General features: G+C 47.7%; 27 protein-coding genes and 2 pseudogenes. 12 read left to right on the top strand and 17 right to left on the bottom strand.

The genetic code is table 11. From position 1 onward, the window contains the following. The first annotated feature begins 127 nt into the window (after nt 1-127). The 3 genes from AB1757_21860 (at nt 128) to AB1757_21850 (ending at nt 3,847) form a co-directional block, all read left to right on the top strand. The gene (locus AB1757_21860) at nt 128-865 is read left to right on the top strand and encodes an ATP-binding protein (protein MEW6129700.1); all 738 of its coding nucleotides are present in this window, start codon (nt 128-130) and stop codon (nt 863-865) included. 75 nt (nt 866-940) lie between these two features. Next, on the top strand, nt 941-1,894 hold the full coding sequence (gene bla, locus AB1757_21855; GenBank protein ID MEW6129699.1) for a subclass B3 metallo-beta-lactamase: 954 nt from the start codon (nt 941-943) through the stop codon (nt 1,892-1,894). An 87-nt stretch (nt 1,895-1,981) separates the two neighbouring features. Next, a complete protein-coding gene (locus AB1757_21850) occupies nt 1,982-3,847 on the top strand; it encodes a carbon starvation CstA family protein (protein ID MEW6129698.1) in 1,866 nt (621 codons plus the stop codon). A 165-nt stretch (nt 3,848-4,012) separates the two neighbouring features. On the opposite strand, the gene AB1757_21845 is transcribed toward AB1757_21850, so the two are convergent. The 7 genes and pseudogenes from AB1757_21845 to AB1757_21815 all read right to left on the bottom strand — a co-directional run bounded on the left by AB1757_21845 (nt 4,013) and on the right by AB1757_21815 (nt 9,298). Further along, entirely contained in the window at nt 4,013-4,579 is a 567-nt protein-coding gene (locus AB1757_21845) for an AAA family ATPase (GenBank protein MEW6129697.1), read from the bottom strand. A gap of 50 nt (nt 4,580-4,629) precedes the next feature. Continuing rightward, nucleotides 4,630-5,634 carry a DUF2167 domain-containing protein gene (locus AB1757_21840; protein ID MEW6129696.1) on the bottom strand — a complete coding sequence of 335 codons (1,005 nt, stop codon included), beginning with the start codon at nt 5,632-5,634 and terminating at the stop codon, nt 4,630-4,632. Nucleotides 5,635-5,793: 159 nt separating this feature from the next. Continuing rightward, nucleotides 5,794-6,783, bottom strand: coding sequence for a polysaccharide deacetylase family protein (locus AB1757_21835; protein ID MEW6129695.1), 990 nt, complete (start codon nt 6,781-6,783; stop codon nt 5,794-5,796). Nucleotides 6,784-6,862: 79 nt separating this feature from the next. Next, complete coding sequence (locus tag AB1757_21830) at nt 6,863-6,973, bottom strand: hypothetical protein (protein MEW6129694.1); 111 nt, start codon at nt 6,971-6,973, stop codon at nt 6,863-6,865. Next, a pseudogene (locus AB1757_21825) lies at nt 6,970-7,323 on the bottom strand (HNH endonuclease). Before AB1757_21825 ends, AB1757_21830 begins: the two are co-directional and overlap by 4 nt. A gap of 65 nt (nt 7,324-7,388) precedes the next feature. Then, nucleotides 7,389-7,784, bottom strand: a complete 396-nt coding sequence (locus AB1757_21820; GenBank protein MEW6129693.1) for a hypothetical protein — start codon at nt 7,782-7,784, stop codon at nt 7,389-7,391. A gap of 11 nt (nt 7,785-7,795) precedes the next feature. After that, nucleotides 7,796-9,298: an MBL fold metallo-hydrolase gene (locus tag AB1757_21815; protein MEW6129692.1), complete on the bottom strand. Its 1,503-nt coding sequence runs from the start codon at nt 9,296-9,298 to the stop codon at nt 7,796-7,798. A 93-nt stretch (nt 9,299-9,391) separates the two neighbouring features. Here AB1757_21815 and AB1757_21810 point away from each other — a divergent pair, with 93 nt between their 5' ends. From AB1757_21810 to AB1757_21780, 7 genes are all read left to right on the top strand, one after another. After that, entirely contained in the window at nt 9,392-9,988 is a 597-nt protein-coding gene (locus AB1757_21810; protein ID MEW6129691.1) for a J domain-containing protein, read from the top strand. Between the two features lie 26 nt (nt 9,989-10,014). Then, nucleotides 10,015-10,515 carry a zinc ribbon domain-containing protein gene (locus tag AB1757_21805; GenBank protein ID MEW6129690.1) on the top strand — a complete coding sequence of 167 codons (501 nt, stop codon included), beginning with the start codon at nt 10,015-10,017 and terminating at the stop codon, nt 10,513-10,515. Nucleotides 10,516-10,556: 41 nt separating this feature from the next. After that, nucleotides 10,557-11,459 carry a hypothetical protein gene (locus AB1757_21800; protein ID MEW6129689.1) on the top strand — a complete coding sequence of 301 codons (903 nt, stop codon included), beginning with the start codon at nt 10,557-10,559 and terminating at the stop codon, nt 11,457-11,459. 95 nt (nt 11,460-11,554) lie between these two features. Beyond that, a complete protein-coding gene (locus tag AB1757_21795; GenBank protein MEW6129688.1) occupies nt 11,555-11,953 on the top strand; it encodes a hypothetical protein in 399 nt (132 codons plus the stop codon). Then, a complete protein-coding gene (locus AB1757_21790; protein ID MEW6129687.1) occupies nt 11,953-12,144 on the top strand; it encodes a hypothetical protein in 192 nt (63 codons plus the stop codon). Before AB1757_21795 ends, AB1757_21790 begins: the two co-directional genes overlap by 1 nt. Beyond that, nucleotides 12,141-12,764, top strand: a complete 624-nt coding sequence (locus AB1757_21785; GenBank protein MEW6129686.1) for a hypothetical protein — start codon at nt 12,141-12,143, stop codon at nt 12,762-12,764. The genes AB1757_21790 and AB1757_21785 overlap by 4 nt, the downstream gene beginning before the upstream one ends. Further along, the gene (locus AB1757_21780; GenBank protein MEW6129685.1) at nt 12,765-13,679 is read left to right on the top strand and encodes a TIM barrel protein; all 915 of its coding nucleotides are present in this window, start codon (nt 12,765-12,767) and stop codon (nt 13,677-13,679) included. 53 nt (nt 13,680-13,732) lie between these two features. Here the strand turns inward: AB1757_21780 and AB1757_21775 are convergent, their stop codons facing one another. Further along, nucleotides 13,733-15,829, bottom strand: a complete 2,097-nt coding sequence (locus AB1757_21775) for a DUF2723 domain-containing protein (protein MEW6129684.1) — start codon at nt 15,827-15,829, stop codon at nt 13,733-13,735. Between the two features lie 108 nt (nt 15,830-15,937). Beyond that, on the bottom strand, nt 15,938-16,849 hold the full coding sequence (locus AB1757_21770; protein MEW6129683.1) for a hypothetical protein: 912 nt from the start codon (nt 16,847-16,849) through the stop codon (nt 15,938-15,940). Nucleotides 16,850-17,096: 247 nt separating this feature from the next. Between AB1757_21770 and AB1757_21765 the strand changes: the two genes are divergently transcribed. Together AB1757_21765 and AB1757_21760 are read left to right on the top strand one after the other, a co-directional pair. Next, complete coding sequence (locus tag AB1757_21765; GenBank protein ID MEW6129682.1) at nt 17,097-17,987, top strand: universal stress protein; 891 nt, start codon at nt 17,097-17,099, stop codon at nt 17,985-17,987. Between the two features lie 57 nt (nt 17,988-18,044). After that, a complete protein-coding gene (locus AB1757_21760; protein MEW6129681.1) occupies nt 18,045-18,470 on the top strand; it encodes a hypothetical protein in 426 nt (141 codons plus the stop codon). A gap of 83 nt (nt 18,471-18,553) precedes the next feature. Here AB1757_21760 and AB1757_21755 read toward each other — a convergent pair whose 3' ends face one another. From AB1757_21755 to nuoF, 8 genes and pseudogenes are all read right to left on the bottom strand, one after another. Next, nucleotides 18,554-18,796: a ferredoxin family protein gene (locus tag AB1757_21755; protein MEW6129680.1), complete on the bottom strand. Its 243-nt coding sequence runs from the start codon at nt 18,794-18,796 to the stop codon at nt 18,554-18,556. Between the two features lie 24 nt (nt 18,797-18,820). Continuing rightward, nucleotides 18,821-19,075: pseudogene (locus AB1757_21750) on the bottom strand (ferredoxin family protein). Nucleotides 19,076-19,250: 175 nt separating this feature from the next. Continuing rightward, on the bottom strand, nt 19,251-19,529 hold the full coding sequence (locus tag AB1757_21745; protein ID MEW6129679.1) for a hypothetical protein: 279 nt from the start codon (nt 19,527-19,529) through the stop codon (nt 19,251-19,253). Between the two features lie 67 nt (nt 19,530-19,596). Then, nucleotides 19,597-20,253: an NADH-quinone oxidoreductase subunit I gene (locus AB1757_21740; protein ID MEW6129678.1), complete on the bottom strand. Its 657-nt coding sequence runs from the start codon at nt 20,251-20,253 to the stop codon at nt 19,597-19,599. A 71-nt stretch (nt 20,254-20,324) separates the two neighbouring features. Further along, nucleotides 20,325-21,938 carry a molybdopterin-dependent oxidoreductase gene (locus tag AB1757_21735; GenBank protein MEW6129677.1) on the bottom strand — a complete coding sequence of 538 codons (1,614 nt, stop codon included), beginning with the start codon at nt 21,936-21,938 and terminating at the stop codon, nt 20,325-20,327. A gap of 33 nt (nt 21,939-21,971) precedes the next feature. Beyond that, nucleotides 21,972-22,322 carry a hypothetical protein gene (locus AB1757_21730; GenBank protein ID MEW6129676.1) on the bottom strand — a complete coding sequence of 117 codons (351 nt, stop codon included), beginning with the start codon at nt 22,320-22,322 and terminating at the stop codon, nt 21,972-21,974. A gap of 5 nt (nt 22,323-22,327) precedes the next feature. Beyond that, nucleotides 22,328-22,534, bottom strand: coding sequence for a type II toxin-antitoxin system HicB family antitoxin (locus tag AB1757_21725; protein ID MEW6129675.1), 207 nt, complete (start codon nt 22,532-22,534; stop codon nt 22,328-22,330). A 6-nt stretch (nt 22,535-22,540) separates the two neighbouring features. Beyond that, entirely contained in the window at nt 22,541-23,788 is a 1,248-nt protein-coding gene (nuoF, locus tag AB1757_21720) for an NADH-quinone oxidoreductase subunit NuoF (GenBank protein ID MEW6129674.1), read from the bottom strand. Nucleotides 23,789-23,793 lie beyond the last annotated feature (5 nt).

The raw sequence follows: 23,793 nt of genomic DNA, 5'->3' as shown, positions 1-23,793 counted from the left end.
CAATTCAATCATTTGACTCAATCATCCATCTTTATGATTGCAATTTACATTTCGGTTACATATAATCGCCGACGATTTAGGTGGCAGGATTAGCATCTCACATCAAATAATTTTGGGGATTCAGTGAATGTCGGCTGGCTTAGCAGAATTTGAATTCTCTCCCTGTCCGAAATGTGGGGGAACCGGTTGGGAGCTTGTCGAGGGAAAAGGGGTTCGTCCCTGTCCCTGCAAAAAAGCTGCACGCGCCGAAGTCCTGCTCTCCCAAGCGCGCATTCCTCAACGGTTTTTCACTTCAACATTCGATAATTACAGCACCCATATTCCTTCGCTGACTCGCGCGTTGATGGCTTGCCGTCGGTTTGTCGAAGATTATCCGAATGTCGATGTCGGTTTACTGTTTTTAGGCAGTTGCGGCGTTGGTAAAACGCATCTTGCCGTCTCGGTTTTAAAATCGCTGATTATGAAAGGCATTCCCGGAATGTTTTATGATTTCCGTGATTTGTTAAAAGAGATTCAAGACAGCTATAACCCGAATACCAAAACTTCCGAATTACAAATCCTCTCGCCGATATTTGAAACCGAAGTCCTGGTACTTGATGAACTCGGAGCCAGCAAACCGACCGAGTGGGTGCAGGAAACCATGACCCATATCATCAATAAACGTTACCTCGATAAAAAAGTCACCATCTTTACCTCCAATTATCTCGATATGGCGATTGGCTCTTCGTATGATGAGACCCTGACCGAAAGAGTCGGCGTGCGCTTGCGTTCGCGCCTGAAAGAGATGTGCCGACAGATACTGATTGAAAGCGATGATTATCGTAATGAGATTTCCATTCGTCGCGGCGGCAGATTTACTTCGTAAATAAAATTTTTATCCAACCCGTTCATCCGTCCACGCATCTTTGCCCGCATCAATCCAATCAATGAAAGAGGTGTTATGTTTAAGAAAATTTGTTTCGGAGTGTTGACCTTTCTATTTTCGATTTGCAGTTTTCAATTAAGCCAAACTGGGGAAATGCCGTCGGTCTCGGCTTATGCGTTTCAACCAATCGTCCAAAATCAAGACGACTATCTGATGCCGCTCAGTGAGACCGAACAGTCGTGGAATCAACCCGTCAAGCCGTTCAAGATTATCGGTAATGTTTATTACGTCGGAGCTTCGGATGTCACTTCGTTTTTAATCACCACATCTAGCGGACATATCTTGATTGATAGCGGGTTTGCGCAAACCGTGCCGCAAATCAAAAAAAATATCGCTGAACTCGGATTCAAACTCGAAGACATAAAAATTCTGCTGAACGGTCACGCCCATTATGACCATTGTGGCGGGCTGGCTGACTTGAAAGCGGCTACAGGAGCCAAATTTATGGCGATGGCAGAAGACGCCGAGCTGTTGCAAAGCGGCGGGAAGGGCGATTTCTATTTTGGAGATAAATTGACCTTCAAACCTGTGACTGCCGACCGCAGGTTAAACGATAAAGATACCGTTACACTGGGCGGCATCACCTTAACCGCATACCACACCCCCGGTCATACCAAAGGTTGTACGACCTGGACGATGAAAGCGAGTGAAGGCAATCGCTCTTATAATGTTGTGTTCACCGGCAGCGCCAGCGTGCCCGGTTACAGTTTGATTGATACGCCGAATTACCCGAATATCATCAGTGATTATCAGCGCACGTTTCAGGTGTTGAAGACTTTGTCGTGTGATGTTTTCCTGGCACAGCACGCCTCGTTTTTTAAGTTAAAGCGAAAGCTTGAACGAACGGCGAATCATCTGGGTGGCAATCCGTTTATTGACCCGCAAGGGTTGAAAAATTTCATCGCTAATTCTGAAAAGAATTTTTATGCAGAACTTAAAAAGCAACGCGCTGCGAAGCTGTCGAAATAGAAGCGAAACATTTGGCAAGCGACCTGTGACCGCCTATACTCAAACCTCCAACTGGAAGTTCTCTCAAAACCCTAGCGGAGGAAATTTATGAGCGCGTTACCCATCATGATTGGGGTGTTGTGTTTCTTAGCCATTGCATACCGTTATTACAGCGCCTTTATTGCAGCCAAGGTTATGGCGTTGGATGATTCACGCGAAACGCCTGCGCATACGTTGTATGATGGGCAGAATTATTACCCGACCAACAAGTGGGTTTTGTTCGGTCACCACTTTGCGGCGATTTCCGGCGCGGGTCCGCTCGTCGGTCCCGTGCTTGCCGCGCAGTTCGGATTTCTTCCGGGACTGTTGTGGCTGGTCATCGGCGTAACCATTGGCGGAGCCGTGCATGATTTCATCATTCTCGCTGCTTCGGTTCGTCGCAAAGGCAAATCGCTTGCCGAAATCGCCCGCACCGAACTCGGTCCGGTTTCAGGATTCGTTACCGGACTGGCGATTTTGTTTATCGTGGTAATCGCGCTCGCCGGGTTAGGACTCGTCGTCGTGAAAGCCCTCGGCGAAAGTCCCTGGGGAACCTTTACGGTTGGCTTCACCATTCCGCTTGCGCTGTTTATGGGACTGTATATGTACAAGTTCCGTAAAGGCAAAATCACCGAAGGCACCATCATCGGCGTCATCGGGCTTTTCATCGCGGTGATTCTCGGTGGTCGGATTGCCGAATCGTCGCTCGCTGCAACCTTCACGCTATCGGAAACCACGATTACCTATTTGATGGCAGCCTACGGATTCATTGCTTCTGTGTTGCCTGTATGGATGTTGCTCTGCCCGCGTGATTATCTGAGTTCTTACATGAAAATCGGCACGGTGGCGTTTTTAATTTTAGGTGTGATAATTGTCGCGCCGACGTTGAATATGCCGCCGGTCACCAAATTCATTGAAGGCGGCGGTCCGATTATTCCCGGCAAAATTTATCCGTTTGTGTTTATCACGATTGCCTGCGGCGCGATTTCCGGGTTTCATTCGCTGGTCAGTTCAGGCACCACGCCGAAGATGATTAGCAAAGAGACCGATGCGCGAATGATTGGGTATGGCTCGATGTTAATGGAAGGCGTGGTTGGCGTCGTCGCCTTGATTGCTGCCTCGTCGCTGCTTCCCGGCGATTATTTTTCCATCAACATCGACCAGAAAAATGACGAAGCGAAAGCCGCTTATATGTTATTCGTTGACACGCACAGCAGCGAAGGATTTGATTTGCGCGAAAAGGAACTCGAACGCCTGACACAGGAAACCGGCGAAAAGAATTTGCGCGGACGAACCGGCGGCGCGGTGACGTTGGCGATTGGCATTGCGCGAATTTTTGAAGCAATACCCGGATTCAAGGGGTTGATGAAATACTGGTATCACTTCGCGATTATGTTTGAAGCATTGTTTATTTTGACGACGATTGATACGGGGACACGGGTGGCGAGGTTTATGCTCGGCGAATTTTTCGGAAGAATTTATAAGCCGATTGAAAAACCCGATTGGTTGCCGGGCGCAATTATCACGAGTCTTTTAGTCGTCGCCGGTTGGGTCTACTTCATTCGCACCGGTTCGGTTTCAACCATCTGGCCGATGTTTGGCATCGCTAATCAATTGCTGGCGGCGATTGCGCTTTGTGTGGGTACGACCGTCATCATCAATTCGGGACGCGCGAAATATGCGTGGGTGACGATTACGCCGTTGATTTTTGTGGCGACGACCACCCTGTTTGCCGGATGGCGTTCGATTTTCGATAACTTCATGAAAGATACCTTGAAACCGGAAACCGCCGCGCGCGGTTATACCAATGTCACGCTCACGGCAATCATGATGACCTGTGTGGTGATTGTGCTGGTGGATTCATTAATGAAATGGCGAAAGCGCATTCGTTCATCGACACAATTCGGTGAAGCCGTTCCAGCGGTTGGCGATTAATAGCTGTTGGGCGTTTTTGAAAGAGAATACGGAACAGCCGGAACAAACTGAAAAACCGGAAAACTCAGGCAAATGGTGAATGAATAGTCGCTTGTCTTTTCTGCCGCAATCATAAGCAAATAAAACAACAGGTCAGCGAGCTACAACATATTTGGTTGGCAAACCCTAAATAGATTCCGTCTGTTCCGTTATTTCCGTTTGTTCCGCACTCTTTTTAATACCTGATTGAGCAACCTCTACCTCAACAAGCGATTGTGATTTTTCATTGATGACAAAAACAAAATCGAAGGCTTCGTCTTTGATGCTACGCAAAGTTTCTTGCAACATACTGTACTGCCGCGCTAACGCCTCTTCGGGCACCACGCGATGACGCGAAGCGTTGCGCTCGATACAAACCGCAAACGGAATATCGAAAATCACTGCCGTCGTGTAGAAGTTATGATAAGCAGCGGTTTTCGTTAGCCACACTCTATCGCCGCGCTCAAGATTGGTGGCATCGGCAACCGAGAGCCTGTTTAAAAACAACCGCTTCCTGATAATAAATCGCCATAACTCGAAGGCGTGCCCGGTGACTTTTTGATTGCTTTCATCATCACTGAGCATTGCCCGACAGCCATCCGAAGAGACGATTTGCGTCGGCAGGAAATGTTTTGCGGCAAACGTCGATTTGCCGCACCCTGCGATGCCGCACAAGACCACCAAGGAATTGTCGGGAATGATGATTTTATTCAAGCGGCATAATCTTACACGTTGACCGCGAATTATTTTAGCCCGGTTTGCCGTTAAATATTCAAACCGGTGGGCGCTTCGGGCGTCTCTTCTTTGGTGCCGGTGATTTTAGTGAACAATTTTTTCAGCAAAGCGCCGAGCGCAATGATAATGAAGATAAGGAATTTTTTCCCCGCGACCAGAAAGCCCAAAATCAATTTAAAAAAGCCAACTTTCGCTAAAACTTTACCGGCAATTAAACCGCCGATGCCATATGCCGCCACTTTGTCATACCCTGAATTGAAATCTGTATAACGATGGCCTTCGTTAAATTCAACTAAACCTAAAATATCCTGCATACTGTCTTCGATAGCCGGAAGTTGATTCATCGAAGCCACCGCATTAAAGGACAGGTAACCTTTACGACCAAGAATGCGCACATCATAGTTGAGCGTATTTTCCGGCACCTCGCCAAATTTCAGTTCTTTTGCCCAGTAAAGTTTATGCGTGGATTTATCGTAATGCGGAGAGGCTGCCCAGCCGATCAGTTCGACCGATTCATAACCCATTTTCTTGCGCTCGGCGTTGCCGGTTTGGGTGTCTTCTTTCATCTCCTGCATTAATTCTTTGTAATCCAGGTCTGCTGCATCATCGTCTTTGATATAGCCCTCTTCGTGAAAGGTGATGACCACGCCCCAACTGTTTTCATCAAGCGGGCTGACATTTGATGGAAATAACATTCCTAAAGTCCGCGCGCCGGGAGGATTGCCCCAGGCATCAACCAGGACTTTTTCCGATTGTTCGCCGTTTAAGAAGCGGTATTGTGCAGGAACCTTGAGCGTGGCGATACCGTCACCCAATTTGATAACGCCGTTTTCGTATTTTAACGACGCTTCAAATTCTTCGGCGGTCATCGTATCTGATTTATCTTTTTGTGAATCTTTTCCCTTTCCTTTTGGCTTTTCCGACTTGCTGGCGGCGGGCTTGGGTTTTTCTTTTGCCGGGACAACACTCGAAAAGGTTACAAACATTAAGATGAGCAGGCTGATCATGAAGGGAGTGAGCAGTTTAAAATTCATAGTCTTCTCCGGTAATGCAGGTAAAGTTTTAATTGGATGCGAATGGTTTACGCAAAAAGACACGGCAACCGGTTCGGAACGCAGGAAGCCTGATTCACACACATTCCGAAAAATTAATTTGCGTGAAGGTGTTTTAACATGGCTTGCACAGTCAATCAATCATTTTGTTTGATACATTTTTAGGATAGCTGTTGGCGGGTCGGGTTCGTCGCGATTGTTGATGCCTTGCCCAAGACTGTGGCTCCAGCGATGAATCCACGAAATACCTGCGCCGCCCGTGTATTGATCTGCGATTGCGTAAGCTTTATCTTTCATCGCTTCATCGAGTGAAATAAATGAATAGCCGCGCTTTTTTATGCGCGCAAGCATTTCCGGTAAACATTCGGCATTGATTTGATTGACGTGAATCAGAAAAATCTGCTTGGGTTCATAACCGAGAACTTCGCGCGACCGCTTTTCAATGTAAGCGAACGCCGTATCCAGGAAACTCAAATAATCCGCGCGAATCTGCTTAGCGAGTTGCTCATCACCTCTCTGTTTTGCTCTCGCATAAACTTCGTTAAACAGATAATCCGAATGTTCAATGGTAAACGGCGCAGGCGTATACCCGCGGGCTTTTAAAAAGGCATTCATCGCATCTTTTTTATCCTTCGTATTGCCATCGTGATTAAACGGAAAACGAATATAAAAATTGTGTTGCCCGCGTTCTTTGATTAATTGTCGGGTGATGACTTCGCCGCGAATCACTTCATCTTCAAATTCCGGTTCCGACATTTTGTTGAAATCCAGATGTGCGAAGGTGTGATTGCCAAGCGTCATTCCACTGCCCAGCCAACTGCGAAGGATGTCGATTCGCGCATCAACCTCGCCGGTTTTGTGCAACCTCTGTTCATTGACAAAACCGGTTGCCTGAATGCGATGCGCGACCATTGCATCAAGCATTTGTTTATTCATTTTTTGTAAGCGTTGCAAGGCTTTGCGCTCATCGACCGGTGGCACCAGGACGCCCGGCAAATCATCAATGGTGATAGCGATTTCTCGACGTGGAGTTGAGGGTTGAAGGGATTGGGCTTTGATTGAAAAAGCCGGAAATAGCAGGCTCAAAAATAAAGTAAACAATTGCGCCAAACATAAAACAGTTCTTATCATCGCGCTCGATAAATTGCCTTTCACTATGAATTCAATCAATAAACACGCCGAGAAAGGAAAAGTTCAATTTTAGATTTGATCAAAGCATCACATACTGATGCTTGATTCGTTGAACGCGCTCTTCTGCTTCAAGCTTTTCCAGATGGGCGATGGTTGAGCGCCTCGCTAGCCCATGCCTTGTACATCTCAAACATCAGGAGGATGCCAACCAACCTTCATCCAATTGCGACGAACCGTCACTGCAAGGGTATTATTCAGACAGAGCGTTTCTACTGTCGCCCGTCCCTTCGCAGTTAAACCGATAATTTCGGAACCGTCTTCACTCCAGGAAAAATGTTTGTGCCATTTATCTTTTCTTGGATTGAATAGTGAAACTCGCCGTTTACTCTCCGGGTCGATTCCTTCGGTATTGATCCACTTGGTTTGATTACAAAGTTCACAGGATAAGCAAAGATTGTCCTCAGCGTTTGTGCCGCCTTTCGCAAGCGGTATGATGTGGTCAATTTCAAACCTGCCCATCACAAAGTCTTGATGGCTTAAACAATATTCACAACGATTGCCGGCGCGGGTTCATACAAATTGGCGCGAGGCTTCGGAGATATAGGTCATTCTGACAAAGGCTTTCTTAATCCGCGATTCACTGCTTCGACCATAGCTTCGGATTTACGCAATTGCCCAATCTGGTAAATCCGCAGCAGCGCCGCCAATTCATATTTTTCATCAGCACTTAAACCAATCGTTTTGCCTTTGGACTGTAATTCAGATAAACGAGCGTTCTGTTTCTCGTTCATCTTAGCATCCGCTAAATTAAGCACCTCTTCATTCGATAATGACGATACAGGCGGGTATAAGGCAGTATCAGGCATATCTTCGAGCATCGGCCACATTATTTCCAAGGTATCCACCAGGACATCTTCGACATTCTGGTTGGTGACTTTGCCAAATCGTTTAGCATGCTTAATTAAATTTTCCGGCAAGTTCAACGTTACTTCAACGGACATAATTTAAACTCCTATCGTCCTGATGCTAACACATATTTTGCACCCTCAGAACGCCATACCCGTTCTTCCTCTTCAAGCTTTTCCAGATGGGCGATGGTTGAACGCCGCGCCAGCGGGTGCATTTCGGGCTTCACATCGGTATAAGCGAGCGGCACGATTTCATCCAGTGTCGCCGCGCCGGTTTGCATCGCTTCGAGGATTTTATTTTCGCGCATGGTGCGATGCGCGATGTACTCTTCGATTTTATTTCGCGCATTGGCAATTGCCGGACCGTGTGCGCCATAAAGCGAAGTCAGTTTCGGGAGTTCAAGCAAGCGCCGCAGGGAATCGAAATATTGCTTCATATTGCCTTCGGGCGGGTCAATCACGACAGTGCCGATGCCGACCACCAAATCGCCTGTGATGACATAGCCGAGATTCTCTTCGTAAAAACAGAGATGCCCGCGTGTGTGACCGGGCGTATGCAAAGCGCGCAGCCGCCAGCCCGGATCGCCTTCGATTTCGATCAACTCGTTATCTTCGATGAAGCGCGAAATTTCAATTTGTCCCGGCAATCTCTCGGCTGTCAGGTGGTGCGCGGCAACCGGCACATTCAACCGCCGACTCAAATGCAAAACGCCACCGACGTGATCCGGGTGATGGTGAGTCAGGATAATTTCGCGTACGGTGCGACCTTCGCTCAGCAACTGGTCGATTAAAATATCGAGTTCGCGTTGTTCTTCTTCGTAGGGTGAAGCGGGGTCGATGACCACCAACTCATTGCCGCCGACGATGTAACAATTGGTATGCGTGGCGGGCGGGATGGTCGGGGTTTTTACCGGAAACAGAAACATTCCCGGTTTGAATTCGATGCGCCGTATGGTTTCGCGCCGTGCCTCAGGAACGGCTACCAGAGCCGAATTCAGGGTTTCCGGTTGGTGACCGTGCTCAGCAAGCGTAGTGATGATATGGAGCATCGGGGAAGCAAACATCACTTCGCCGCGTTTCCACATGGCGTGTGCTTCATGGGGGCGAATCCATTCGCCTTCGGCGAGTTCGCCAACGATGATTTCAGGTTCCTGTTGGTCTTCGAGCCAGGTGTAGAAAAAACAGGTGTCGAACCGGCGCGGTGCCATCGGCGGTGTTACCCAGCGCCCTGCGTCAATCAAGCTTGCGCCGTCGATTTCCAATTCATCTTCTTCGAGAATCTCTTTAAAGGTTTTGGTTTTTTCATGCAGCGCCAGACGCTTCGCCCGGAGTTGTTCGCCCGAAAGGCTTTCTACGCCGCGCGCCAGCAGGACGCCTGCCTCTTCAAAAAATTCGCGCACCGCAGCGACGCGCATCAACGCGGCTTCTTGATCATCGCAATTGGCGATGCGAATTTCGAGGTCGTCGGCATCGACCTGCCCGCCGGGAAAGGCATGAAATCCGGGCATAAACCTCAACATTTCACTGCGTTTGACCCAGAACACTTTGGGGTCGTGACGGTCTTTGAGTAAAACGATAACTGCTGCATGCTTGGGTATGACTGTCATAAATGTTGACTATAACACGAAGAATCCGACAAACGCATTTTGCTTTTTGAATTAAAGAGTGGCGGTTATAATTCGCCGCGCGGGAGCGCGCCTATGCAGAATTTCGATAGCGAAAAAGATTATTATGACATCCTCGGCATTGACGAAACCGCGACTTCGGAAGAGATAGAAAAGGCTTATCGCACACAGGCGCGCAAACATCACCCGGATGCGGGCGGCAGCGAAGAGGCGATGAAAGTTTTGAATGAAGCCCGCGATTTGTTGAGCGATAATGAAACGCGACTCGCTTATGATAAAAGCCGACAATCAAACAGCGTGGTTTACGGTTCGTCCTTTGCCTTTGAGGTGAACGACTCGCTGCGCGGTGATGCATTTAAAACTGAAAATGATGACGAAGGTTTTTCGGGTTCGGCGATTCTTGCGGCGACCTGTTTGGGTATCGGCTTGCCGCTTCTATTTTTAGTCGAATCGCAATGGGTGTTTTTTTTGTGGCCGCTGAGAATTGGCGGCATCGGTCTGGTTTTATTCGGCGTGTGGATGGCGCAATCGGCGCTTGCTGCCAGGCATCGCAAACTGAAAAAAGATAAGGCGCGGCATTTATCAAGCCGCATTCTTTTACAGCAAGCCTTATTCTGGGCTTTTACCATTTTGATTTTTGCCATGCTTATCGTCGGGCTGTATTGGCGATGATTCGGTAAATGGGAGAGGCGGTTTATATGCATTGCCCGAATTGCGGAACGAAAGCAACAGATAAGCAAAATTTCTGTAGATATTGCGGATTAAATTTGGAGAAAATCTCACAGGTACTTACCGAACAACTTCCCGAACTGGATACCTCTCTTTTTGATAAGCAGCGCAAAATTGAGGGCTGGGCAAAAGTAGCGGGAATCAGTTTTGGTGTGTTGATTACGCTTATTATGCTTGGGGCATTGGGTTACGCATCGTTGTATGAGAAAGACGCAATTTTACCGGTTTCGTTGGCGTTGATGATGTTGGTTGGCGGTATGCTGGCAATTTCGTTATCGGTTTACTCGGCTTCCTTACGAAGAAAGATAATCGAACAAAGAAAGTTGCAAGCGATAACTCAGGTGGTTGCAGAGACCACGAATAAGTTGTCTTCGGAGCCACAACAAATTTTGCTCTCCTCAGTTACTGAAAAAACCACTGAATTACTGGAAGCTGGCAATACCCCTGAGCAGCAGAGCAAGGCAGAATAAACAATACCTATAAGGATTCCCGACCATTGGCGGTTGTAAAGATGAAAAACTTTTATATTACGATTTTACTCACATTGATAATTGGCTCGCCAGCTTTTGCGCAAAGCGAACAGCAACTGCGCAGCTTTTTTGAAGGCAAAAAAGTCGTGGTCAAAATGGATATGCCCGCGACCGATGATGGCGTGGATGTTTATCCTGAAAGAAATCCATCGCTTGATTCCAGCAAATACGCGCAACGCCTCGGCTATTACGGCAAATCCCTGCGCGAAGGCGATTCGGCAACCATCACCCGAATCAAAGTCAAAGACAATCGCATCGAATTTCAACTTGATGGTGGCGGATATTCACAAAGCGGGTATGTTTCGACTTATGTGCCATCGGCGAATAAAACCGAGCGCGAAAAAAATATCGAAAAAGAGTTGAAAACCGAAACCGACCCCCAACGAAAAAAACGGCTCAAAGAAGAGCTTGAAGATTTAAAAGCCGACCGTCGTCGCGAAGATGCGCGTAATCAGGCGCGCGCCGAGCAGACCGCCGAACTCAAACGCGCGCGTATCGCGCAGGAAAGACTCGTTGCCGGTTCGCGATTCACTATTCGTTATGAGAAAAATTCCGTAGCGCCGCTGACGCCCGAATCAATCATTGAAGCCTTGCAACAGTTCGTCGAATTTCCGCCGCAATCATTCGGCGCGATGGCGACCGGCGGGCGAAATCAAAATACCACTAGCCGCGAAGTGATTGCCGATAATCAAGCCATTGTGCGCATTCGTAAAGGGATGACCAGACGGGACGTTGAACGCATACTCGGTTCACCAACCAAAGTTCTCAACCGTACGGAAGCAGGCGTAAAAATCAGTTCACGCACCTATTCAACTGATGAGGTGATCGTGCAAGCCGAATTTGCCGACGATATTTTGATTCGCTTCACCATTACCTCACAATGAGAAAAACTTAATCGAGCAAATCAACGCAAATTAAGATTGCCACAACCGCTAAGCAGTAAACAGACTGATTCGCAAACGCTTTACAGGAGGAAACCATGAATTGGCTTGTCGCTCGTATGAAATGGGTCATGCTGGTGTGTGGGGTGCTGACTTGCGCCATGCTTTACACGGCAATCGCGCCGCAGGCAGCTTTGCGTTCAACTTTCGGAGAATCGCTGGAAGGGGCGCTTGCGGAAATCATTGTGCGAAACTGGGGAGTGTTGATTACGCTGGTTGGCGCGATGCTCATCTATGGCGCGTACAACCCGCCGGTTCGCTCGCTGATTTTGATTGTCGCAGGCATCGGCAAATTGATTTTTATTGCGCTGGTTCTCGTCTATGGCAGGCAATTCCTCAGTCATCAGGCGGGGTTTGTTGTTGTGATTGACCTGCTAATGGTCATTTTATTTTTCGGCTATCTGGTCGCTGTACGTCAGTGGCTAGCGAGGGAGTGATGGGAAAATCTCAAAAATCAAAAATTACGATTAAAGAAATTCTGCTGTTTATGGTGGTAGCGGTGATAGCAGCCATTCTTGTAACGTTGATTCAACGGTGGTGGTTGGGGCAAGCGATTCCAGCTGTAACCGGAGCCGTGATGGGTGTAATTTTGGCTCCGCTGGCGATTCGCATGATGAAAAAAAGTTGAAAGAAAAAAACAAATCAGTATTGATAGAAAAGTTGGCGCATAAATTTCTTGACCGGTTTCAAATATTGGGGCTTTTACCCTTCGCCTTTTTTATTGCCCGATTATTTGAACTAAAACAAAAGGGCGCAGCGCAGGATATTTTCTGGGTCTGCCATTTCTCAAATCTGACGCTGGCAATTGGTATCTTATTTTTTCTGCCAACCGTGATTCGCGCTTCGTTGTACTGGTTGGTTTGTGGCTTGCCGCTCTGGGTCTGGTGGCTCATTCAAGCCGGAACCACCGATATAACTTCGGCTTTCACGCACATCGGCGGGCTAATCATCGGTTTCATCGCGCTTGCAAAAGTTCGCGTCACGGGTAATATTTGGCTCCACGCTTTTTCGGGGTTTATCCTGTTGCAGCAGTATTGTCGTTGGTTTACGCCTGAAAAATTGAATATCAATATGTCGCAGAATCTGTATGTTGAAGGTGTGTATGTCGGCGGCGAAAAATTTTTCAATGTTTACTGGCAATACTGGTTGGGCACGCTGTTAATTATCGCTTTCAATTTATGGTTGATTGAGCGAATCCTGATGAAAGTTTTTCCTGAAAATCAGAACCAGGTAGAGGAGATGAATTGAATGAACCGACGAGATTTTTTATCCATCGCATCCGTTTCAGGCGCAGCCCTGTTGTTAAACAACAAACGGATTGACGCCCGCCCGTCCGCGCAAGCCAAACGCAAATTTAAGCTGAAATATGCGCCGCATTTCGGGATGTTTAAAAACCATGCAGGGCAAGACCCGATTGATGAGTTGAAATTCATGGCTGACCAGGGTTTTACGGCGATGGAAGATAACGGCATGAAAGGTCGCTCGGTCGAATTGCAGGAGCGCATCGGCAAAGAGATGGCGAGACTCGGAATGACTATGGGCGTGTTTGTCGCAACGGCTGATTTTAACAATGTGACCTTTGCATCGAATAAACCGGAAGTGCGGGAAAAATTTTTGCAGGATGTACGCGATTCCGTCGAGGTCGCCAAACGGGTCAATGCCAAATGGTGTACAGTGGTGCCGGGGAGATTTGATTTAGGAATGGAGTGGGATTATCAAACCGCGATTGTGATTGATAATTTAAAACGTTGCGCGGAAATTTGCGAACCGGCGGGATTGGTGATGGTGCTCGAACCCTTAAACCCCTGGCGCGACCATCCGGGATTATTCTTAACCAAAATTCCGCAAGCCTATTTGATTTGCAAAGCCGTGGGCAGCTCGTCGTGCAAAATTCTTTTCGATATGTATCACCAGCAAATCACCGAAGGCAATATCATTCCGAATATCAACAAGGCGTGGGATGAGGTGGCTTATTTTCAGGTCGGCGATAATCCCGGTCGCAAAGAACCGACCACAGGCGAAGTTAATTACCGCAACATCTTTCGCCATCTTCATTCAAAAGGTTTCACAGGCGTGCTGGGAATGGAACATGGCAATTCCAAACCCGGTAAAGAAGGCGAACAGGCAGTGATTGATGCATATGTCGCCTGCGATAATTTTTAATGCAACGATTATCACCAATCAACCAGCATGCGGTTTGCGGGTTGTACGCTGGTTTACTGTTGCGTGGGTTTTTGCAAGGCGCTTTGACTGGCGGCGAGAAGGTTTTTGGCGAATTGATTGTCGGGTTCAAGTTCCAATGCCTTTTTGAGCCATTCAATGGCTTGGTCGTGACGGTTTTGGAAAGCCCAGTACCGACTGTTGTTAATGAACATCGCGACATACACCGGAAACACTTTCTTTTTTACGACATCATCATTTTCAAATTTTAAGCTGCCGTCATTAAGCCCACGAGTCTGAAGTTGAGAAAGGGCTTTTTCCGGGAGCGTCAACTCCTGATTGACGCGAAATAACAGTCCTTGCGGAATGAGTTTGTATTTTTCATTCAAGGCTTTGGTCAATTCGGCGTTCACCCCGCCTTGATTAGCGCCAATCTCCAGAGTGACATAAACCGGAGCCTTGGCGAGGTGACGACTGACGAATGCGAGAATCATGGCGTAAAACCTTTCATTGATGCGCCTGGTCAATTCCGGGTTTTTGGCATAGCGGTCAGGGTCGCGTTCCCAACTTCGCAGGTCTTCCAAAAATTCATTCACTTCATTGCGCGAAGGGTTCATCAAATCGGGATAGACTTGATTTAAATAATCGAAGTACCACGAGCGTCGCAGTTGATTGATGTCTATTGAGATAACATCCGGTCGCCGTTTTTCAATCTCCAGCGCGTATAACATCGGCGAATAAAGTTGCCAGTCTTCGGTCAGCAGCAAGCCGTTTGGCTCAATGGTTTGCAGCGCATTATCAACATAATCCGAAGCAATAAAATATTGCGAACGATTGTTGTAAGCGAAATTGCCCGCGAGGGTAACGAGTGGAATGAGCAACAGCGCGACGGATAGGCGAAGCGGCGTAAGTATTCGCAAAGCGGAAAGCGAATGCAGAAATTCAAATAACCAGCGCACTCCGAAACCAATGGCAATCGTAAAAGCGATAAACGCGGGCAGGTAGTAAGCGTCCTTGTCTTCATCAATCTCATAACCGAGGCAGTAAATCACATCGGCGGAGATGATGAGTAAGAGAAAATAAAAGAGCGTCCGGTCGCGACGAAAAAGCGCAAGCAATCCGCTAAGCCCCAAGCCAACACCCAGCGGCAACCCGTTCGGATTAAACTCGCGCCATAACAGTTTGAAAAATTCGGAAACCCGCGCGGGTGAGAAATCGAAAAAGACCTGATATTGCCTGCCGGTGATGTGCCACCAGAAAGTTTCAAAGGTTCGCGGGTCGCCCCAGTTCATCAGCGGCGAACGCGAGGCGGCGAGCGGTAGATAAAGGTAAATGCTGAGTCCCGCAACCGAGATCAGTGCGGCAATGAGCAACCGCTTGCTCTTAAAAAAAGCGAAGCCTGCGGTTTTAAAAACCAATAGAGCGAGCGCCGGTAAAAGCAAAGCGATGGTTACGTGATGCACACCCAAAGCCATGCCAAAGATGAATGCTGCAAAATAGAGCGATTTATCTTTTCCGGTGAGGGGTTGTTTGCGGTTTCGGGTTTCGATTACCTCACGTCGCCAGCGCATCATTAAAAAGATAATCAGCACACTTAAACAGGCATTCAGCGTGTAGACTTCTGCAAGGGTTGCGTATGCCCACAGGGTTCTTGAAAATGCGAACATCAGTGATGCGATGATTGCCGATGCGATAACCCCGGTTGACGAATCCGGCGTTTCGGTTTTGGTTGAACGTGTCGCGGCTTTCGGTTTTTTTGCCGATTTATTTTTATTTTTGGAACCGGGTTTCTCTGCCGGAGTGTTGAGCGTGATATAAACCAGCAGACTCATTAATGCGGCAGCCGTTGCTGCACATAAGGCGGACAGGAAATGGACGCGAACCGCGAGGTTACCGACGGGCAGATAGGTGAAAAAGTGCGCGAGTAGAGCGTAAAGCGGAAAGCCCGGCGGATGCGCGATGCCGAGGGTTTTGGCAGCGAGAATCAATTCGCCGCTGTCAACCAGCGTGACGGTTGGCGCCAGCGTGAAAAGATACAGCGGCAACGAAAGAATGAAGATCAGCCACGGCAAAAAGCGCCGGATTTTGCCGGGAAATGAACCGTTGTCTGGTTGGTTTAAGTTCGATACTTCGCCGGATTGATTTCCACTCATTCAACTTTTCCAAAATAAAAATGGGCGACCTGGTGGTCGCCCGATATTGTATAAAGCAAAATTCAAGAAGTGAAATTCATAAAAGGCTTTTTGAGCGCCCTGATAGATTTACGGTTTTTTCGGTGTTGCCTCAGGTTTTTTCGGGTCGGGCTTTTTTTCATCAGCCTTCTTCTCATCAACTTTTTTCACTTCATCCTTTGTGGTGGTAGAAGTGGTTTCAGGCTTTTTATCTTTAGCCGGGTCGGTTGCTTCTTCATTATGGATTTCACCCCCGTCATCCAGGACGCGAATCGTACCGGAGAATTTTTTATAGTTGGTGAATTTCACAACCATTCTCACATGAACCGAAAAGCGTTTGAATTCCAGCGTGTCATCAGCATAAACATAGGTCGGAAACCAGTATTTTTCATCGACGTTTTCACGATAGGTTTCAAAGTGCGGATATTGATTGTTTTCATCTTCAGGAACCGCCTGACCGGCAACTTTGACGATTTGTAAATCAATATCATCAACCCAGATTTTGCCGTCGAAATAACGTTCACCCTTGCGGAACTCTTTCGGTTTGACGTTGAAAACATAGGTGTTCAACTCATCAAGCTTTTCTTTGGCAATAAAAGTAATGCGATATTTCGGCAAATCCTCAGTCGTTAAACTGAAGGATTGCGCGCCACCAATGTCTTGAATATCTGCTTGAGTTACGTTGATTTCAGTCAGCGTAGATTGCGGGAAATACGTGATTTTTTCGATGCGATTGCTTTTATTGTCAAACACAATATCGGAAACCCGACGGTAGCGACCGGTAATTGACCCGGCTTCACCGATGGTCATCAAATCATAGTCCTGCGTAAAGGTGTAATTATTCCGGGCAATTTTATTTTCCGTTTCCGAAGCCGCAAACCGCTGAATGATTTCATCAATAGAAAGTTGCGGAGCTTGCGGGGTGGATTTGTTCTGCTGGGCGAATGTTAAAGAGAAAAGGAAGGTGATAGTGATTACCAGGCTCACAAGTTTTAAACGCATAAATTAACTCCTGTTATTTTTCAAGTTTTATTCTAATCTGTCATCGTTGCGTGCGACAAGATGGTGCCCTCGCCAATCATCCGATGCTTGAACGATTGAAGGTTGTTGGTTTGCAAATGAAAATTCTTTTCCTAAGACCGAAGCAATGGCTTTAATCATCCTACCGCTTCGTTTATGATTGATCTTGAGTGCCTTGATGATGATTAGCAGGTCGATTAACTAATTTACGCAATTTTGAATCACTTAAATGAAAATTTTGATATGTAGCGATGGGTCTGAGCAGGCAAATAATGCAATTCAATTTGGCGGTTTGATTGCTCGCGCCTGTCGCGCAGAAACCACACTTTTAGGCATCACTGAAAAACCCAGCGAAGAGGACACCGTTTTTGAAGCATTACGCGAAGGGTTGCATAACCTCAAGGCGCAAGAGGTCAACGCCGAACTGATTATCAAAGCCGGCGAACCGATTGAAGAAATCATCCACCGAACGGAAGAAACTAAATACGACCTGGTGGTGATTGGCGCGGTGCGGAAGGGAACCCGTGGGGCTTTTCTGATGTCTGCAAAAGCCTACAAAATCATCAAGGCGGTTGAACCGCCGGTGCTTGTCGTTATTGGTAAACAAACCCAATTGAAGCGAATTCTTTTATGTAGCGGCGGAGAAAAATATATTGAAAATGCGGTGCATTTTTCCGGTGAAATTGCGCGCAGCGCGGGAGCGACGATTACCCTTTTCCATGTAATGTCTGAGCCGCCCGAAGTCTATTCCGATTTAATTAAAATGGAAGAAGACATTAATCTGCTCCTGCATTCCAATCTGAATCTGGGGCAGAACCTCAGAAAAGAAAAAGAGATGCTCAACGGCATCGGTGTGGAAAGCGATGTGCGGTTGCGTCACGGATTAGTAATTAGCGAAGTCCTGAAAGAGATTAAACGCGGCGACTATGATTTGGTGGTTACCGGTTCATCGCCAACGGGCGGCAACCTGAGAACCTATATTATGGGCAACATCACCAGAGAAATCGTCAACCGCGCCGAATGTGCAGTGTTGGTGGTACGCGGCGCGGAAGTCCCCGCAGGACTGGGAAGCAGTTTGAAAGGCTTTTTTTCCGAAGTATTCGGACAAGGGAAAGAGTGAAAAAGATTGTTCGGCTGCAAGTGGAAGTTATGCATTACAGATGCTATTATTTGACATATGCTTTTTAGAAAACCCAGAGTTGGATTAGACATTAACGCTTATTGTGGAAAATGTAAAACGGAACGCACCCATACGGTCACGGCTATGGATGGCGACATTGTTCGCAAAGTAACCTGTTCGATGTGCAACAGCACACATAATTTCAAACCGGTTGAACCGGCTGGCAAAGAACCGACCAAACGTGTTGGTCGTCCACCGAAATCCGGCAGCACAAGAAAATCGAAAGAAACCGAATTTTCAATTGATCCGGCGAAACCGGTTCGCGCTTATAATACCGAAACCGGCTTTGCCATAGGCGATGTGATACGCCATCCCAAATTCGGGTTGGGTTCGGTCGAGGCGACCTATTTGCCGAATAAAGTTGAAGTGCGTTTTGAAGAAGGGCGAAAAACCCTCATCCACAATATGAAGAACTGTCGTTAATCGAAAAAATCATCGTAATAAAAAAGCCATCACGTGATTGCTCAGGTGATGGCTTTTTTATTTAACCGAATTGGCGCTCGGCTTTATTTTTTGAAAAAGTCAGCATTCTTTTTTATGAAGGACGCCCATTTTCCCGGGACATCGGCTTCATAGAAAATCGCTGAAACCGGACAAGCCGGTTCACAGGCGGCACAATCTGTACAGGTTGTCGGGTCAATGTACATCTGTTCTTCAGTTGCGCCTCCCTGAATACAATCAACGGGACAAACATCAACACAAAACAGTTCTTTTGCGCCGATGCACGGTTCACAGATTACAAACGCCAAACTTTTTACTCCTTATCATTACTATGCGTAGTAATCGGCATTGATTTGAATGTAATGCCGCCACTGCTCAGGAACGTCGTCTTCGGTGAAGATGGCTTGCACCGGGCAGGCCGGTTCGCACGCGCCGCAATCAATGCATTCAGCCGGATTGATGTACAGAAGTTCTGCCGCTTCATAAGTCTCTTCATCTTTGCGCGGATGAATGCAATCAACAGGGCAAACATCAACGCAAGCCGTATCTTTGGTTCCTACACAGGGTTCTGCAATAACATAAGTCATCTAAAAATCTCGCCTCCTTGTTTTTGATATAAACAGCAAAGAAGAATTGCTATTGAATTTATCCAAAGGAAATTTCTCTGATTTGACTGAAAGAGTCAATAGCAAAATGTCTGTGGTTTGGGGTTTCGCCTGACCACCCGACGCCAATTGTCAGGTCGCAACGCATCAGCGGCAATCAACCATAAGGCGGCACGTCGGGACTCGCAATCGCAGCGGCATTTTTTGCCAACAGGAATGCGATACTTGCGCCGATGGCTGCACCGATTAGCGCCATAACATAAACCATGACGCCTTCGCCACCCGCTAAAATTGCGCCGATGATGGCGCCCACAATTTCTCCACCAAACCATAAAACGACGGTTAGGATTTTATAGCCCGTTGCCTTGCGCCCTTTGCTCTCGCAGATTTCGCCGATCTTTCTGGTTAAGACAATCAGTAAAATGATTTCCAGCATTGTCTTCCTCCCGATGAATTTATCGGGCTAGTGTATAACTGATGGAGCAGGAAAATGCCAGCGAAAATCATTGGGGTTCGCTGGCATTGAAGGTGATGTTGGGAATCATCTCAACATCTTCTTTCAAGGTCACGCGCCCCGCCATGGTTTTCGGTTTTTTCGCCTTCGGTTCAAATGCCAGTTGGCTTTCCACAAGCTTTTCATTCGGGCGATACCCGAGACCAAATTCCGGCAGCTCAGGTCGTTTCATCAACTTGGTCAAATCCCAAAGTGTTTCGCCGCGTGTGAACGCCGAAATTTCCGATTCACGGCTCATAATAATCGCCTCTTCGGGACAGGCATCCACGCAGAAACCGCAAAATACACAACGCAACATATCGATTTCAAAACGCGCCGCCTGCTTTTCAATCAAAGGATTGGGATGCTCTTTGGCTTCGATGTAAATGCAATCGGCAGGACATGCGGTCGCGCACATATAACAGGCAACGCAACGCGGCGTCCCGTCTTCGCGCGCCGTCAAAATATGGGCACCGCGATAACGGTCTGAATAGGAACGGCGTTCTTCGGGATAATTAATCGTTGGCGCAATTTTGCCTGTGAGATTTTCTGCCATGCGTGTGATGGTTAGTTTCATACCCGATAGCGGCGCGAGAACCTCTTTGGCAAACGAGGACTCCTTTTCCGCCAAATCCGTAACCTTGATGATTTTTGCAGCTTTTTTCATAGGATTCAGGGTTCAGGATTCAGGATTCAGGATTCAGAAGGGCTTTTCCCCTGAATCCTGAATCCTGAATCCTATTTTGTTTCCGCGCCATTCCAGCGCATCTCTTGGTAATTGATACCCGCAAATGCCGGAATGGTTTCGGTGATTGCGGTAAAAATTTCATCCGGCGACATCCACACCCGCGTGTCGCCTGAAACATTTAATAACTCTGCAAGTGCTTCCCATAAGGCGATGGCATCGCCTTGCGGACGAATCGCTTTACCGGCATATTGTACGCGACCTTGAAAATTGGTGTAGGTTCCTTCCTCTTCCGACCACGCCGCGACCGGTAATACGACATTGGCGTTTGCCAGCCAGTCGGTCTGGTGAGTGGTGAAGACCACCGAATAGGCGAGCGCCTTGATGAATTCGGCAAGCTGCGCTTCTTCGATGACATCACTATCGCGACGAACCAGCGGTTTGAAATAAACAATCACCCCGGCTTTAAGCTTACCGGATTTTGCCGCGTCAATCGCCCCTTTAATACCGCCAAAACTCTCATTCGCAAGTCCGAGTTTTAATGCGCCCATCGAATTGGAATGCTTATCGAGGTGGCGCAAAATGTCGTCCTCTTTTTCGGTGACTTTTTTATCTTCCGAATCCAGACGGAATTCAAAATGGGTCGTGCCAATCTGTTCGCCAAGATATTTTTTGAATAGATACAACGCTTCGTTGGTTGCCGAAGGCGATGCGAAACCGATAACCGCATTGGCGCCGAATGCCGCTTTACAATCCTTCAAATTTATATCGATAGCTCTGAGTGCTTCTTCCCAACGCGCGGGCGCTTGCATACCGTCTTCGCCTTTGATTTTCGGACGGACGATGCGTTCACCATCGCTTAGATTATGGAAACTCAAACGCCCTTCATCACAAAGCCAACTTTTGTTGACCTCAGCATTGCGGCGGGGAAGGGTGCGGAAAATGGTGCCATCGCGATGGTCAATACGGATGTTGCAACCGGTCGAACAGCCGTTACACACAGAGTCCGTGCTATGCAAAAACCAGACGCGGCATTTGAAGCGAAAGTCATGCGAGGTGAGCGCGCCCACCGGACAGAGGTCAACCACATTGCCCGAATAGGGGTTATCAAGCCGGCGGTTATCAAGCGTGCCAATGACAGTATGGTCGCCGCGTCCGAAAAATTGCAATTCGCCGGTTCCGGTCACATGTTCAAAAAAGCGTATGCAGCGTGAACACAAAATGCAGCGTTCCTGGTCAAGCATGACCATCTGACCTAAATCCACCGCTTTGAGTTTATGGACTTTCATATCCATAGGGATTTCGCTGGTGTGCAGACCATAAACCATATAGTAATCCTGCAAGCGACACTCGCCCGCCTGATCACACACCGGGCAATCTACCGGATGATTGATGAGCAAAAATTCCAAAACGCCGCGCACCGCCATCTTCACGCGCTCGTTGTTGGTCGTGACCTTCATGCCTTCCGAACAAACGGTGGCGCATGACGGCGTGAGCTTGGGCATTTTTTCCACTTCGACGAGACACATGCGGCAATTGCCGTCAATCGGCAAATCCTGATGGTAGCAGTAATGCGGGATGTCTATGCCGTGTTCGTGGGCGGCTTGAATAATCGTTTGACCGTCTTTCGCGTCAATTTCCTGTTCATTAATAGTTATCTTTGGCATCGTTAATCAATCCAATAAAAAATTTGGAGTTTCTTACTTTCTAATTTTAATTTCAGTTTTTTCGTTTTCCATACCAAGCTTGATGCGTCTAGCCATTCTGTTGTGTACATAATCACCAAGCGGTTGATCCGGGTATTTTTTCCATACCTTCAATTGCTTGCTTCGTGCGGCATCTTGAAGTTCTTCCCGCACCTCTAATAATGGCGCATCAACTATCTGCGACACTTTTTGATTTACGGTGTGTCGATTAGAGCGGTTGACCGCTTGTTTGTTTCGTCGAATTGATCTTCGAGAACCCTTATCGTTTTCACCATATGCATTACGGCAATCTTTTTCATAACTCAGCGCCTTCTTCTCTTGTGGTGTTCTAATAATTCTTGCCATAAAGCTTAATTAACACCCAAAGTTTCATTCCAGCAGCGCGGCTCTCTTGCATCCGCGCCAAAACATTCAATATGAAAGCGAATCGCTGACTGAACATCCGCGAGCGCCTCTTCATAAGTGTCGCCTTCGCCGACGACTATGCCTTTGAGCCCGAGCGAGTACGCTACATATCCGTCTGCATGCTTTTCAATAAGAATTTTGATTTGTCTCATTTGCCTTCAATCAGCACACATCGCTTCAAATTCGCCGCGAAACTTGGTTAAGAAACTGCGAATCGGCATCACATCGGCGTCAGCCAGCGGACAGATGGTTTTGCCTTCCATCATATCGGTGATTTTTAGTAACAGATTGATGTCCGCTTTTTTGCCTTCGCCGCGCACGATTTTGCGAAGAATTTTTGATGCCCAGCCGGTTCCTTCGCGACAAGGCGTGCATTGCCCGCAGGATTCGTGCGCATAAAAATCGGCAATCACCGATAGGGCGCGCGGCATACTCACGGTTTCATCGAAAACAATCATGCCGCCTGACCCCAACATGGTTCCGGCTTTCATCAACGATTCATAATCGAGTAGCACGCCTTCGCATTCTTCGGCGCGTAAGACCGGAACCGATGAACCGCCGGGAATGACGGCTTTGAGTGTATGTCCGGTTCTGACGCCGCCGCATTCGTTATTAATAAAATCCATCAACGGATAGCCGAGTTCGACTTCATAAACGCCGGGCTTATTGATGTGACCGGATACGGAAAAGAGTTTCGTGCCCTTACTCTTTTCGGTTCCCATCGCCGCATAAGTCGCGCCGCCGTTGTTGAGAATCCAGGGAAGCGCGGCAAGCGTCTCGACGTTATTGACGACGGTTGGCGATGCTAAAAATCCGCTCACCGCAGGGAATGGCGGCTTGATGCGGGGGTAGCCGCGATAACCTTCCAAAGATTCAATCAACGAAGTCTCTTCGCCGCAGATGTACGCGCCCTGTCCATAGTGAATATAAAGGTCAAGCGCGACATCTTTGCCCATTACCGATGGACCGAGAATGCCTGCGGCGTAGGCTTCATCCAGGGCTTCCTGAACCACTTTGCCGACGAATTCATATTCGCCGCGAATGTAGATGTAAGAGAGATTGCAACTCAGTGCCAAACAGGCAATCGCCATCCCTTCAATCAACAGGTGCGGGTCTTTAATCATCAACTCGCGGTCTTTAAAGGTGCCGGGTTCGCTTTCGTCGGCGTTGCAGAGCAGATAGATTGGTTTGCCGGTATTGCGCGGCACGAAACTCCATTTCATTCCCGTAGGAAATCCCGCGCCGCCGCGTCCGCGAAGCCCGCTGGTTTTGACCTCTTCCTGAATTGCCAGCGGTTCCATTTGCAGGGCTTTTTCCAAAGCCCTGTAGCCGCCGCGCTCTTTATATTTTTCAAGCCGGTTTTGTTCAGGCTTATCGATATTTGCCAGTAAAATTTGTTGATTCATGTTTA

The organism is Acidobacteriota bacterium (assembly GCA_040754075.1).
Classification (GTDB): domain Bacteria; phylum Acidobacteriota; class Blastocatellia; order UBA7656; family UBA7656; genus JBFMDH01.
Note: the sequence above shows the minus strand (reverse complement) of the source record. Positions and strands in the feature narration are given on the sequence as shown.